The organism is Lysinibacillus sp. GW247-5R2A (assembly GCF_059424475.1).
Genome location: NZ_JBWKZL010000002.1, coordinates 1 through 13,906, shown reverse-complemented (window position 1 = coordinate 13,906; position 13,906 = coordinate 1). Strand labels below are relative to the sequence as shown.

The window sequence follows — 13,906 nt, the reverse complement described above, 5'->3', positions numbered from 1 at the left end:
CCCCATAGCGACGGGAGTACCTGTTTTTTATGACTTTTTCTTCTGTATTCCGGATTTAGCATGAATATGGATAGCATCCAACTCATAGCCAAAATGCTCATAAAACTCTGTCTGAACTGCTTGCTGTAAGTTATATAAACGTTCTGCCAACGGATAATCGATCGGTAGCCTGACCTGTAGGGACAATATAGCTTGGACCTGTTCACCTAGCACAAATTGGACTTGCTCCACCTTTTGCACAAAATCTTGTTGTTGACAGCAATACGTAAGTAGCTGGACATAAACATGGTTACTAATCTCAATATACTCCCGTTGAAAATCAGGACGAACAATGGTTGTTTCCCCTATTTTTTCACGTTTTGTTGAAAAAATCTCCATTCCCTTTAGCACCAGCCGCTTAAAGAAGTTTTGCTCAACTTGTCGATAAGGGATCGGCATAACATGCTTCCCTTGCGTTTGACGAATAAAACGAGCTTTTTGAATGTCCTTAAAGGAACGAACATCTTCCACATCATAATAATGCTCGATAGCCCCTAGCTCCAGCTGCTTTGCAATACTGTTCGTCATTTTCGTTGACGTCCCAATAAGTAAAATAGACTCCACTCGGTGGCTCGCTAGCGCTTTCTTGACGGCCTCACGATGCTCTTGATCCGTAAAAATAGCACGCCTAACAGCGGTAATTGTATTTTTTTCAAATTTGGCAGAAACTCCTGCGACCCTCACGCCATTGACAATGAGTAATCCATCATCGATAATCGCCTGTACGCCAATTTTATGAGCAAAAGATAGAGCACTAGTGCTTTTTCCTGTGCCACTCGGTCCACTTAACGAATATACCTTCAAAGCCCTCACCCCCTCTTATGCTAATGATAGCAGCTAAATCCATTGATTCTCCCTGAAAAGCTATATAGTAAGTATAATACAACTTCTAGATTTACGGAATTTACAGTAGGTTTCCCCAACATTAGGCAATCCATTTTCGCTAGCCTATGCGCACATCCTCTACATTATATAAATATTTTCTTTTTTCAGAATATCTGCCCCTTTCTGTGCTTTAGTATGATAAAATGTGAACTACTATTCTGTTATACAACTACAAGGAGTGTACTAGTCTTGAAAATCGTACCATCTAAAAAAATGTCATTATTTACACCAGCAATTTTCGGAGATTTGAAAAATTTTGCGAGAGAGCAGCAAGCAAAGGGCATGACCCTGATTGACTTAAGCTTAGGAAGCCCAGACCTTCCCCCACATGCCAAAATTCGTGAACATCTATCTTATCGAGCAGGTTTAGCTGAATCGTATGGCTATACACTTACAGGCACACAGCGTTTTTATGAGGCAGTCAGTCGCTACTATAAGCGCCGTAGCCATGTTGATTTAGATCCCGCTACTGAAATCATTCAAACGATTGGCTCTCAAGAGGGCTTAGTGCATCTTCCAATGGCCTTTTGTGATCCAGGAGACATCGTGCTATCAACAAACCCAGCTTACGTTGCGTATGATGCAGGCATTCACTTAGCTGGTGCAACACCCTATTACATGCCTCAAACAGCTGACAACAACTATCTTCCAGACTTAGATGCTGTACCAGAAGATATTGCCCAAAAAGCAAAGCTATTAATTTTAAACTTACCAGGAAACCCAGTACCAGCGATGCCATCCTTAGCCTATTTTGAAAAAGTGATTGCCTTTGCTAAAAAATATAACATCATCGTTCTGCATGATGCAGCCTATTCTGAGTTTTATTTTACGGGTGATGGGCCGATTAGCTTCCTTGCTACCCCAGGTGCGAAAGAAGTAGGGATGGAAATTAACTCCCTTTCCAAAAGCTTTAGTTTGGCAGGAACACGTATTGCCTATATCGCAGGAAATGCTGAAATGATCTCGATTATAAAGCAATTAAAATCGAATTTAGATTTCGGTATTTTTGAGCCTATTCAGGATGCAGCTGTTGTTGCCCTCGACCATGCTGAAGAAATTACGGCAAGCTTACGTGCAACCTTCTCTGAGCGTCATCAAACACTGATGAATGGCTTACAGGCACTAGGTTGGGACGCTGCACCTTCCAACGGCGGTATGTTTGTTTGGGCAAAATACCCATATGATATGGACTGCACAGAACTTGCCTTTAAATTAATCGAGCAGGTTGGCATTGTGTCAGTTCCAGGTACTGTATTTGGCACGGCAGGTCAAGGTTATTTACGCTTAGCACTCGTGCAGCCAGCGGAAATCCTTCAGGAAGCTGTCAATCGTTTAGCACAAGTACAAGTACTACAAGAAAACTAACATAGAAAACCCTTCTAACAACATGCTAGAAGGGTTTTCTTAATTAAATCCAAACATCATTTTCGGCAGTAAGCGCAGATTTTCCCTCCCCCGTATTCACTACTCCAGCAGGCTCTACAAGTAAAATTTTACACTCGGCAGCGGCGTAAGGCTTGTGTTCAACTTGGCGTGGTACGACAAACATTTCTCCCTCCTTTAATCTCACTTCTCCCTCACGGAATTCGATGACGAGCTCCCCTTCAATAACAATAAACACTTCATCTGTATTATCATGTTTATGCCAAACAAAATCTCCCCTTACTTTAACAAGCTTGAATTGATAGTCATTCATTTCAGCAATTACCTTTGGTGACCAGTGTTCTTGGAATTTCGCTAATTTTTCTTGAAAATTAATCGGTGTGTATGCCATTCTCTTTCCACCATCCTTCATCTCCTATTAAAAATACAGCTACTGTCAGGCGGCAGTAGCTGTATCTTCTTATGCATCATATTTTTGGTGAACGTCGTCCTCATACCGGTTATAGCGCTGTTTAAATAGCTTGAATAGATGAGTCACCAGCACTTTAAAGATTGCGTATCCTGGAATCCCCAAAATGACACCTGGGACACCAAATAGCGAGCCTGCCGTTAATAATACAAAGATAATTGTAATCGGGTGGATACTGAGCGATTTCCCCATAATTTGTGGAGAAATGAATTTTCCCTCGATTAACTGCACGATAGTCCATACAATCGCTAGCTTAATCAGCATCAATGGTGATGTGACAAGAGCGATAATAACGGCTGGTGTGATGGCAATAACAGGACCTAAATAAGGCACCACACTTGTAATCATCGCAAGGAAGCCGAGCAATAAAGCATATTTCATTCCAATAATTAAGAAGCCAATCGTTACCATTGCACCAATACACATCGATACTAAAATTTGCCCTTGTATGTAAGAACTAATTTGCTTGTCCATATCATGGAAAATTTCAGTCACTTCTTTACGCATACGCGGTGGGCAAACTTTCAGCATAAATTTCGGTAACTTTTCGCCCTCTTTCAGTAAATAAAACAGAATGAATGGTACGGTTACAAGCGATAGAACAATGCCTGTTAACGTTGAGAGGAAGCCCGTAATACCGGATGCGACACCCTGTGCTATATTTGCAGCTGTATCCTTCACAGTTTTCACCATATCTGTAGTGAAGTTTTTAACCACTTCATTGTAGTCAAAATTAATTTTATCTAAATAATCGTTAAAACGTGAATGATTAAAGAATGCAACAAATTTTTCCGTAAACTTCATAAAATACTCTGGGAATTCCTGTACAAGGTTCGTGAATTGGTCACGTAAAAACGGATAAACCAACACAACAAGCAGTGTAATGACGCCAATGACCGCAATGTAGAGAATTAAAATACCCCAAATTCTCGGGATACGCCATCTAACCAAGATTGCCAACAATGGACGTAATAAATAGTAGCCAATGACGGCTAGTACCCCTGGTAAAATGACTACTTCAAATAATACTTGAAGCGGGGTAAAGATAAAGGAAACTTGATTAAACATAAAAATAACACATGCAACTAATAATAAAATAACCAGCGTAAATAATAGGTTTCTGCCACCTAAGAAACGAATAAACTTGGTTGCTAACAGGTTTGAACGTTCTTTTGGTCTTTCTTTTTCCATATATCCACCCCAATCAAAAAGCTCTACCTTTATATTACAGGATAATGTTGGATTTTGCTAAATATCACTCCAGTGAAATGCCTAAAAAATCACTTAAAAAGGCCTTATTTTGTTCCACATCTATTACGATTGAATCGCCGGCATGACTAAAGTTTTGGAATTGATAGCTACCTTCAATTGGAATCGTTGCTTTTTCAATGTTCACCTTGCCCTTAGATAACAATTTCAGCACTTGTTGCATTTCTTCAGCAGAAGAATAATCGGTTGTAATATAGCCTTGTGCTGCCCCTACGAATTTTGGTAAATGCAATACATTCGCAGGTGTTAACAATTCATTTTTTAAAGCCTCAATAACCTTTTGCTGACGTGCTACACGACCGAAATCACCTTCCGCATCATGACGGAATCGTGCATAGCCTAGTAATTCCTGTCCATTTAAGTGATGAACACCTTGCTTTAACTCTACCCCAATATTTTCAGACATATCCTTCTCAACATCCATCTCCACACCATTTGGCGCTAAAATATCCACCAACGATTCAAAGTTTTTAAAATCGATAAGGGCATAATGGTGAATCGGTAAACCGAACATGTTCGTCAGTGTATCCTTCAGCAGCTGTACGCCATCTAAGTAGTACGCTGTATTCAGTTTATAGGATTGATAACCTGGGATTTCCGCATAAATATCACGCATAAAGGATACGAGCTTAATATCATTGTTTGATTTATTCCAAGATAATACCATCATCGTATCTGTTCGAGATTTCTCCTCGCCACGTGTATCGACACCGAGGATTAAGTAATTTTCGATATCACCTTTTAATGTATCGCCAGAAAAATCCTCCTGCTCAACTTGTGTTTGATTGGCAAGCTTTAGTCCACTGCGGTACTGCATGATAGAGTAACCTGCCACAACCATGACACAGAGTATTAATAATGTGAAAATTGCTCTCGCTTTACGTAGCTTTCGTTTTGTAGGACGTTGTGAGCGTCTTGTATAATCTTGCTCTTCCATAATGACTAACTCCTCTATTTTTTTATAGTTAATGTAACGATTGATTAGCCGGAAAGTTTCATATGGCTGATAGAGGAAGTCCCATCTTCATCTATCTTATTGTTATTTTACACCCAAATGCTCAGTTTTTTCGCCAAACAATGCTATAATATTTTCACAAAAGAAAGGATGATGTACATGATAGAAAAAGCTACATTTGCTGGCGGTTGTTTTTGGTGCATGGTTAAGCCATTCGTCGAGTGGGATGGTATACATAAAGTAACATCTGGTTATATGGGCGGCCACTTAGAAAACCCTACATACGAGGATGTTAAGAAAGGGACTTCTGGCCATTTAGAAGTCGTCGAAATTGAATTTGATCCAGCCATTTTTAGCTATGAACAACTGCTAGACATTTATTGGATGCAAATCGATCCCACTGATGCTTTTGGGCAGTTTCATGACCGTGGAGAGTCCTATTCAACAGCCATCTTTACTTACACGGATGAACAAAAGCAAATCGCCGAGGCATCTAAAGAAAAGCTTGCCACTAGTGGACGCTTCGATAAACCTATTGTAACCAAAATTCGCGATGCTGAACGCTTCTATCCAGCGGAAGACTATCACCAAGATTACTATAAAAAAGAAGCTGATCACTATAAGCAAGACCGTGCTGTTTCCGGCCGTGATGAGTTTCTAACTAAGCATTGGGATAAATAAACAAACGGAGGTGCCTCAATTTTCCATTGAGACACCTCTCTTTTTTAACTAATGTTAGATGGGTGTTTCTAAAAATGATTGTAGTGCATCAAAGAAACGTTTGCCGTATTTATCAAATTTCACTTCACCGATACCGCTAATATGGCGTAAATCATCCAGTACTGCGGGCTTCTTGTCACATAGATCACGTAAAGTTTTATCTGAGAATACTACAAATGGTGGAACTTTCTCTTCATCTGCAATTTCTTTTCGCAGCACACGTAAATGTTCAAATAAAGGATCATTATCAACCAGTTTTTTAACCGTTACAGCTTCCTTCCGCATGACCTGTCGTTGGCCAAGTAGAACTTCTTTGCCATCGGCTGACACATAAATAGTCGGATACGTGCCGTGCTTAACTGCCAATAAGCCTTCGGCAATTAGAAACTCAATAAAGTTCGAAACATCTTTAGACGAATAATGCCCTTTCAAAATGCCATAGGTTGATAAACGTGCAAATCCAAATTCATTCATTTTTTGATTTTTGGAGCCGATAAGTACTTGTGCCACCATTGTCTTGCCAAATTTTTGACCCATCCGTACAACACAGGCGAGTACCTTCTGTGCATCCTCCGTCACATTCATCACAGTACGGCCATCATTACAATTATTGCAGCGACCACAAGGCTCCTCTTGAACTTCACCAAAATACGCTAAAATTGCATTTTGTAGGCAGCCCTCTGTATGGCAATAATCGACCATTGTTTGGAGCTTCGCTAATTCCTGTGGTATTCGTGCTTCATCTTGTGATTGGTCAATGAGAAAACGTTGAGTTTGAACATCTCCTGAGGCATACAGTAGGATACAAGCACTTGGAAGACCATCTCGACCAGCTCGCCCTGCTTCCTGGTAATAGCTCTCCATGTTGCGAGGCATTTGATAGTGCAGCACAAAGCGCACATTACTTTTATCGATTCCCATACCAAAGGCGTTGGTAGCCACCATAATGCGTGCCTCATCCTTTAAAAAACGCTCCTGCTCCGCCATCCGTAAATCCTCTGATAGCCCAGCATGGTATTTGGCTACCGCTTCACCCGACCGACTAAGCATGTCATAAATCGCATCTACTGCTTTTCGTGTGGCGGCGTAAATAATACCGGCTTCCTGTTTATTTTTCTGCAAGTAATTTTTAATATAACGTTCTTTATTTTCACCAATTAACACCGAAAGGGCCAAATTATCACGTGTAAAGCCTGTCATCACTGTTGCATCTTCATCAATGGTTAATATTTTCCGAATATCCTCACAAACAGCAGGTGTCGCAGTGGCGGTAAGCGCTAAAACAGTTGGCTTTTGCTGCCACAGTGTAAAAAGCTTTTGAATGGAGCGATAACTTGGTCGAAAATCATGGCCCCATTGAGAAATACAGTGTGCTTCATCCACCGCAATTAATGGCACGGATAAATAGGACAATGCTTGAAGGAAGGAAGCACTTTCAAGTCTTTCAGGTGCGATATACAGTAGTTTTAAATAACCAGCACTAGCTAGTTGCATCGTTTCATTCACTTCTTGTGCTGTTAATGTACTATTTATATAGGCAGCAGGAATATTGGCTGCTCGTAAAGCTTCCACCTGATCTTGCATTAAAGAAATAAGAGGCGATATGACAATTGTGAGCCCCTCAAGCATTAACGCTGGAATCTGATAGCAAATAGACTTCCCTCCACCTGTTGGCATGACACAAAGGCTCGATTGTCCATGTAAAGTTTGTTCAATAATTTGGGCTTGTCCTTGCCGGAAGGCTTCATAGCCAAAATGATGCTGTAGCATTTGTCTTGCTTGCTCCATGCAAAGTTCACTCCTCAGTAGTAAGACGAAGTAGCTTGTACTCGCCCTGTTCATTTTTCATAATTTCATACAGCATGATGGAATGGGCAAGTGCCTCCTGACCAGCTGCATTGGTCAATACATATTCCGTTTTAGCTCGTACCTGTAGATGCTGATCCACTATACGAATATCTTGAATGTCCGTATTCGAGAAATGAATCTTTGCCTGTTTGGAGGCATAGTAGGCAACCATACCTGCCAAAGTGTCTTGCAAATCTTCTGACCCTACAATCGGCTCCATCACACTTGCATCTTGAATTGTGACAGCGCCTTTTAAATGCTTATGGAATGTATCTAAAAAAAGATTGATTTCATCTATATTATACGCAAATATATTTTCACCATATTGGTCGATGGCTTGCTGTACGGCTTCTTGATCACCCTGTTCAATATAAGGATATAAATTTTTTGATTGGGATAGGCGTACACTCGCCTTCATGCCTTCCTTTAACCACTTCTGCATAAACGGTTGAATTTCCTTTATTGGCAATATGTATGGTTGTGCTTCCCCTTGCTGCTGACGGTTAAAATAAAGACCGACAATTGCTCCGTTTTCCGCCTCCATTACGGGACTTCCCAAAGGTAGCTTTTCCTCTGTATCAATATAATAAGCAGCAATTTTATCTTTGTATTTTTGAATCGTATAAGGTAAGCCATCCACATAAGCTGATAGCTGATCGAGCTCCCCCTCATACAGTTTAGGTACTTTTACATTCGCTTTATAGGTCACCTGCAAAAGTGCAACATTATGTGCCGTTGACATAAAATGAACATTCGCTGCCACTAGCTTATTCGGACCAATTTGCACAAGGGCAGTTGGCTTTGAGGATACTAGCGCGCCATTTGTTAAAATATAAAGCTCATCATCCTTTTGCTGAATAATAATGCCTGCACCAACTCCATGCTCACCTATCACCTTGACCTCAGGCACTATCTTTTCTTCTTGCTTGGCCACTGTTTTTGCTGACATCTCTGCTTTTTCTGCTTGAAACCAGCCTGCACCTATTTGACTGTCACAACTTGTCATGAGTATTGTAGCCGCTCCTAAAACGAGCATCTTTTTATACATACCTTCACCAAAACTTTCTTTTCAACTATCTCACTTATCTATCATAATCAAGGTCTTAGGATGTTTCAAGTTTACATAATATTATTATTTGAATTTATCTAGTAGTAAAATAGAGCAATCGCTTTAGTTCTATTTCATTCTACCTATTAAAATTTATGGATTTTCTGATTTGCTGTGAAAATGGATGGATTTTAGGCCTTCAAAATATTTTTGACAAAAAAAAGACATGCGTTTTGAATAGCATGCCTTCTTGAATTAATTTTTTCGCAATAGCCCTGTTGTCGCGATTATTCCTAACATTAATGCTAGGAAGATCACGTACGTCCATGTATGGTTACCTGTTATGTCATAGCAAACGCCAATCAAAACAGGAATGATGGCACTTAGCATAAAGCCACCTGAAAATACCATCGATGACCAGCTGTTGGCTTCCTGATCATTTCTAGCTTCATCAAGCGGTAACAGCAGGCCGATTGGAAATAGCCCACTTAGAACAATGCCGATTATCAATACGGCTAGCCACAAATAAATACCGGATAAAAGCCATAATAATGTAAAGCCTATCAGCCCTAAACAGCCTAATGCCACTGCCCACGCTAATCGATTAGTCCATTTCTCCATTAGCATCGGCACAGCAATATTCCCAATCATTTGTACAATAGACATAAACGTCAGCATCATACTCGCTTCCTTAAGCGTCATTCCTTTGTCTTGTAAAAGAGGTGTAAGCCACGACATCATAGAGAAAAACAGTGAGGTTTGTAAACCAAAATACAATAAAATTGACCAAGCACGTCCAGTTACCCAAGGATTACGTGCCGGTTCATTTTTAGCTAATTCTTCACCATCTGCCCCTTGTTCTTTTGGAATTACCCAGCTCCATAGAATAAGGGCGACCAAAGCAAGTAAGGCCCACATGCCCAGTGCAACTGTCCACTGATTATCAAAATACTGATAAAAGCTCACTGTCAATGCTGCACTTAATGTCGCACCAACGCCGATGCCAAATGAATAAATGCCAATAACAATCGTAAAGCGTTGAGGAAATTTTTTCTTAATAAATGCATTTAATATAGGTCCAATCATCGCAATAGCCAAGCCTGCCGCAAAACTAGTGACAACTAATAAAAGGTAGCTTTCTTGGAAAAAGCGTAGCCCATTTGCGAAGATGAGTATAACCATTAAAACCACGATTGCTAATTTTGTTCCAAGCTTACGCTGAAATGGTACAGCAATCGGAGCAAATAAACCCATGCAAAAAACTGGGATAGATGTGAGAAAGCTCATACTCGTATTGGAAACCTGTAAGTTTGTCATAAGGACATTAAAGAGTGGCCCAATTCCCGTTACTGCGGGTCTCATATTAAGTGCTACAAAGAATATACTTATTATGACTAAAATCAGTGAAAGGGTCCATTGTTTTTTATCCATTTGATTTAATCCTCTCTGCTGCCAGTCAATGGAAGAGTTTTCTTTTATTATTCTATTCTTTTACCATGTATTCTATAAATGGTCAATGCTTTCAATATGCGACCGTTCACTACATATTTTCTGGCGACTCAATGCCCAATAAAGCTAATGACTCTTTTAACACTATCGCTACACAATGACAAAGCGCTAGACGTGAAGCTTGCTGGGCATCATCAGCTAATATTTTTTGATGGGCATAATATTTATTCAATAAACGGGCTAGCTGTAAAGCATATTTTGCGATAATGGATGGGTCTGCCTGATTAAAAGCGGTGTCTACCACTTTCGGGAATTGTTCCAATAATAAAATGATTGGCCAAGCCTGCTGTCCTAATGGAGCAAATGTCTTCATGTGAGAGGGCACATCGCCTTTTGCCAAGATAGAGCAAATACGAGCATAGGTATACTGTACATAAGGCCCTGTTTCCCCTTCAAAATTCATCATTTGCTCGATGGAGAATTCAATATCGTTTAAGCGATGATATTTTAGGTCATTAAAGATAACCGCCCCAACTCCTACTTGCTGCGCTACTCGCTCTTTCTGCTGTAAATGAGGGTTTTTGTCTTCTATATTGCGCTTAGCTGTGGCAATCGCCTCGGCTAGCACATCCGCTAATAACACCACTTTACCTTTACGTGTGGACATTTTTTTACCATCTTTAAGCATCATCCCAAATGGTACATGCTGCAAATCTTTTGCCCAACTATACCCCATCTTTTCGATCACCTGAAATAATTGTTTAAAATGGAGCGTTTGTTCATTGCCAACTACGTAGAAAATTTTATTCGGTTGATACTGTTGTTGGCGGTAAAAGGCAGCCGCTAAATCACGAGTTGCATAAAGCGTGGCGCCGTCTGTTTTTGTTATTAAACAAGGTGGCATTCCCTCCATCTCTACTACAAAGGCACCCTCTGATTCGATTAGGAGCCCTTTGTTTTGTAGCTCAGTCACAACCTCTGTCATTTTATCATTGTAAAAGGCTTCTCCTGTATATTCATCAAAATTGATACCTAGCAGCCCATAAATAGCTTGAAATTCATCTAACGAAACATCGCGGAACCATTGCCACAATGCTAACGCCTCTGAATCGCCATCCTCTAATGCTTTAAATGCGGCGCGAGCCATTTCATTTAATGTAGGATCTTGTTCGGCCATCGTATGAAATTTAACATAAATCTTTAATAATTCCTCAATAGGAGATGCTGTAATGGCTTCCTTATCACCCCAATTTTGATACGCAACGATAAGCTTGCCAAATTGGGTGCCCCAGTCCCCTAAATGATTAATACGAATAGCCTGGTAACCATTTTTCACGGCAATATTTGCCAAGGCATTCCCAATGACGGTTGAACGTAAATGCCCCATAGAGAACGGTTTAGCAATATTGGGCGAAGAAAAGTCGAGGACGACACTGCCCATTTCGTTTTGATTCGTACCAAAATTTTGTTGTTCCTGCATAATAAGGCCCAACACTTGTTGCGTTACTTTTGCTTGATTTAAAAAGATGTTGACATAGCCACCAATGGATTGCACCTGATGGATCATCTCATTTTGCAATTGGTTCGCTATTTCCGCTGCAATTTGTTGAGGTGGCTTCTTCCATATTTTAGCCAAAGTGAAGCATGGAAAGGCCACATCACCAACTTCTAAACTTTTTGGTTTTTCTAGTAATTGTTCCACGTCTTGAGCTGTTAGCTGATGCTTTAAAATTTCAGCAATACTGTTTGCAATTTGTTTATTCATGTATATCCTCCTCCATTTTCAATAAAAAAAGCCCCCGCCTCTATAATTAGAGACGAGAGCATAGTAATCCCGTGGTACCACTCTAGTTGCCATTGCATAATGACCACTTTACATTGTTAACGAGGTGACGCCCCGCTGTTCTCTACTAGTAGTTCGAGAACCTTCTCCAAAGTGCGCTTCATTCATGGTTTCTGTATTAGGCTCACACCATCCCTAACTCGCTTTCCAGTTGTCCCATCAATTACTCTCTTTATCATCGAATTTTTCTATGATTTTGACATATTCTACAGGAGTCCTTTCTTGACGTCAATATTTTTTTGTATCCATTAATCATTGACATATCGAGATAATTCGATATATCATCAAGACATGGAACCTATTGAAATTTTTAAAGCGCTATCAAACGAGACAAGGCTAAACATCTTACAATGGTTGAAGGAACCTGAGAAGCATTTTCCAAAAGTGAGTATTGAAGGAGGCGTTTGTGTAGGGGATATTCAGGAAAAAGCAAAAACTTCTCAATCGACCGTTTCTCACTATTTAACTATGATGCAAAAAGCTGGTCTCCTTGAATCTTTTCGTCATGGTCAATGGACGTATTACAAACTAAAAGAAGAAACTGTTCAAGAAATTGCAATGTTTTTAGTATCAGAAACCCAAAAAGATTAAGTGGGTTTCTATTCAAGTATTATATCGAATATTCACGATAAATAGATATAGGTTCCGATATTACATCTAATATATCGATAATTCTCGATATATAAATATAAGGAGGTATTTAATATACAATGGTTCATGAAGAACAGACACTTAGTAAAAAGCATAAGATTTTAGCATTTACGCTTATTTTGCTTACTTTCGTCATGGGGACAAGTGAATTTGTAATTGTAGGGCTATTAACTGAGGTTTCTACATCTATCGGGATTTCGATTGCTACAGCAGGCACTTTGGTTTCTGGATTCGCCATAGCCTATGCAATAGGCACCCCCATTGTAACAGGCTTTGTCAGTAGATTTCCGAAATATCCACTTATGTTAGTATTAATTGCCATTTTCATCCTTGGAAATATAATTAGTGCTTTATCTAGCACTTATGTAGTGCTAATGGGCTCTAGAATTATGACTGCTGTTGTCAGTGGTGTTTTAACAGCTCTATCTATGTCCATTGCCAATACGGTCATCCCAAAAGAAAAAAGATCCACTATTATTGCTTCGATATTTGCGGGCTTTACCATTGCTAATGTCATGGGTGTACCATTAGGAACAATGATTGGGCAATGGAGTAATTGGCATATGACATTTTGGTTAACTGCCCTATTAGGGGGCGTTGCTTTTATTATAAGCATGTTTGTGTTACCTAAACGTTTAAGTGGGGAGAATGGCTCCCTTTCCGATCAATTGTCCTTATTAAAGCAACCTAAAGTTATACTTGCATTTTTAATTCCTATTTTCACCATTGCAGGAACATACACAATCTATACATTCATTACGCCTATTTTAGAAAATAAACTTGGTGTTCCGACAAAATACATAGCCATCGTCCTTCTAATATATGGTTTATTTTCTATTTTTAGTAATGTTTTAGCAGGTAAAATTGCACAGAAAAACGGATTACGTAAATTACGTTATATTTTTATCATTCAGGCAGTCATCTTATTTTCCTTTTATTTTACAATGTCCTCCCTTTGGCTAGGACTTATAAGTATCCTGTTAATGGCTGTTATACTTTATGCCGTAAACGCGACAATTCAGCTATACTTCATGGATTTAGCAGAAGAGTATTCTCCATCAGCCAAAGATTTTGCTTCCTCCTTAACACCAGTAGCCGTTAATGTGGGGATAGCATTAGGCGCTGCCATAGGAGGCTTTGTCATCACTTCAGGGAGTCTAGAATATCTTGCCTGGGCAGCAGCAACGTTGGCACTGATTGCATCTGCATTCACCTTCATGAGTTACAGACGGCATTCAAACGATCCACATTAAAAAAACGCTCCTCATTTTGAAGTGACCCCTAATAGTTAGACACGGTTATTTCGATTTAGGCAGCTTGGATAAAATGAGTTCGGTATTGCACCGG

The 13,906-nt window shown here is 39.8% G+C and carries 12 protein-coding genes and 1 other annotated feature; of the genes, 4 read left to right on the top strand and 8 right to left on the bottom strand.

Annotated features, from left to right (window positions below; all coding sequences use genetic code 11):
• Window positions 1-27: 27 nt before the first annotated feature.
• Window positions 28-843 carry an ATP-binding protein gene (locus AC07YC_RS03730; protein WP_336634674.1) on the bottom strand — a complete coding sequence of 272 codons (816 nt, stop codon included), beginning with the start codon at window positions 841-843 and terminating at the stop codon, window positions 28-30.
• 270 nt (window positions 844-1,113) lie between these two features.
• Here AC07YC_RS03730 and AC07YC_RS03725 point away from each other — a divergent pair, with 270 nt between their 5' ends.
• Window positions 1,114-2,289, top strand: a complete 1,176-nt coding sequence (locus tag AC07YC_RS03725) for an aminotransferase class I/II-fold pyridoxal phosphate-dependent enzyme (RefSeq protein WP_494918396.1) — start codon at window positions 1,114-1,116, stop codon at window positions 2,287-2,289.
• 43 nt (window positions 2,290-2,332) lie between these two features.
• Here AC07YC_RS03725 and AC07YC_RS03720 read toward each other — a convergent pair whose 3' ends face one another.
• From AC07YC_RS03720 to AC07YC_RS03710, 3 genes are all read right to left on the bottom strand, one after another.
• Window positions 2,333-2,698, bottom strand: a complete 366-nt coding sequence (locus tag AC07YC_RS03720; protein WP_494918395.1) for a cupin domain-containing protein — start codon at window positions 2,696-2,698, stop codon at window positions 2,333-2,335.
• Between the two features lie 69 nt (window positions 2,699-2,767).
• Window positions 2,768-3,967 carry an AI-2E family transporter gene (locus AC07YC_RS03715; RefSeq protein WP_494918393.1) on the bottom strand — a complete coding sequence of 400 codons (1,200 nt, stop codon included), beginning with the start codon at window positions 3,965-3,967 and terminating at the stop codon, window positions 2,768-2,770.
• A gap of 64 nt (window positions 3,968-4,031) precedes the next feature.
• A complete protein-coding gene (locus tag AC07YC_RS03710; RefSeq protein ID WP_494918392.1) occupies window positions 4,032-4,982 on the bottom strand; it encodes an LCP family protein in 951 nt (316 codons plus the stop codon).
• 177 nt (window positions 4,983-5,159) lie between these two features.
• On the opposite strand from AC07YC_RS03710, the gene msrA reads away from it, so the two are divergent.
• Complete coding sequence (gene msrA, locus AC07YC_RS03705; protein ID WP_089986547.1) at window positions 5,160-5,681, top strand: peptide-methionine (S)-S-oxide reductase MsrA; 522 nt, start codon at window positions 5,160-5,162, stop codon at window positions 5,679-5,681.
• A 54-nt stretch (window positions 5,682-5,735) separates the two neighbouring features.
• Here msrA and recQ read toward each other — a convergent pair whose 3' ends face one another.
• The 4 genes from recQ to argS all read right to left on the bottom strand — a co-directional run bounded on the left by recQ (window position 5,736) and on the right by argS (window position 11,830).
• On the bottom strand, window positions 5,736-7,508 hold the full coding sequence (recQ, locus tag AC07YC_RS03700; protein WP_494918391.1) for a DNA helicase RecQ: 1,773 nt from the start codon (window positions 7,506-7,508) through the stop codon (window positions 5,736-5,738).
• A gap of 7 nt (window positions 7,509-7,515) precedes the next feature.
• A complete protein-coding gene (locus AC07YC_RS03695) occupies window positions 7,516-8,616 on the bottom strand; it encodes a hypothetical protein (RefSeq protein ID WP_494918390.1) in 1,101 nt (366 codons plus the stop codon).
• A gap of 255 nt (window positions 8,617-8,871) precedes the next feature.
• Window positions 8,872-10,047: an MFS transporter gene (locus tag AC07YC_RS03690; protein WP_494918388.1), complete on the bottom strand. Its 1,176-nt coding sequence runs from the start codon at window positions 10,045-10,047 to the stop codon at window positions 8,872-8,874.
• A gap of 109 nt (window positions 10,048-10,156) precedes the next feature.
• Complete coding sequence (gene argS / locus AC07YC_RS03685) at window positions 10,157-11,830, bottom strand: arginine--tRNA ligase (RefSeq protein WP_336634681.1); 1,674 nt, start codon at window positions 11,828-11,830, stop codon at window positions 10,157-10,159.
• Window positions 11,831-11,875: 45 nt separating this feature from the next.
• Window positions 11,876-12,096 (bottom strand) — a binding site (T-box leader).
• Between the two features lie 103 nt (window positions 12,097-12,199).
• On the opposite strand from argS, the gene AC07YC_RS03680 reads away from it, so the two are divergent.
• On the top strand, window positions 12,200-12,499 hold the full coding sequence (locus AC07YC_RS03680) for an ArsR/SmtB family transcription factor (RefSeq protein WP_171364840.1): 300 nt from the start codon (window positions 12,200-12,202) through the stop codon (window positions 12,497-12,499).
• Window positions 12,500-12,618: 119 nt separating this feature from the next.
• Window positions 12,619-13,812: an MFS transporter gene (locus AC07YC_RS03675; RefSeq protein ID WP_494918387.1), complete on the top strand. Its 1,194-nt coding sequence runs from the start codon at window positions 12,619-12,621 to the stop codon at window positions 13,810-13,812.
• Window positions 13,813-13,906: the final 94 nt, after the last annotated feature.

Excerpts from the sequence above, each read along its gene's own strand:
- AC07YC_RS03720 (WP_494918395.1), bottom strand. The coding sequence starts at position 2,698 with ATGGCATACACACCGATTAATTTTCAAGAAAAATTAGCGAAATTCCAA.
- AC07YC_RS03715 (WP_494918393.1), bottom strand. The coding sequence starts at position 3,967 with ATGGAAAAAGAAAGACCAAAAGAACGTTCAAACCTGTTAGCAACCAAG.
- AC07YC_RS03710 (WP_494918392.1), bottom strand. The coding sequence starts at position 4,982 with ATGGAAGAGCAAGATTATACAAGACGCTCACAACGTCCTACAAAACGA.
- msrA (WP_089986547.1), top strand. The coding sequence starts at position 5,160 with ATGATAGAAAAAGCTACATTTGCTGGCGGTTGTTTTTGGTGCATGGTT.
- recQ (WP_494918391.1), bottom strand. The coding sequence starts at position 7,508 with ATGGAGCAAGCAAGACAAATGCTACAGCATCATTTTGGCTATGAAGCC.
- AC07YC_RS03695 (WP_494918390.1), bottom strand. The coding sequence starts at position 8,616 with ATGTATAAAAAGATGCTCGTTTTAGGAGCGGCTACAATACTCATGACA.
- AC07YC_RS03690 (WP_494918388.1), bottom strand. The coding sequence starts at position 10,047 with ATGGATAAAAAACAATGGACCCTTTCACTGATTTTAGTCATAATAAGT.
- argS (WP_336634681.1), bottom strand. The coding sequence starts at position 11,830 with ATGAATAAACAAATTGCAAACAGTATTGCTGAAATTTTAAAGCATCAG.
- AC07YC_RS03680 (WP_171364840.1), top strand. The coding sequence starts at position 12,200 with ATGGAACCTATTGAAATTTTTAAAGCGCTATCAAACGAGACAAGGCTA.
- AC07YC_RS03675 (WP_494918387.1), top strand. The coding sequence starts at position 12,619 with ATGGTTCATGAAGAACAGACACTTAGTAAAAAGCATAAGATTTTAGCA.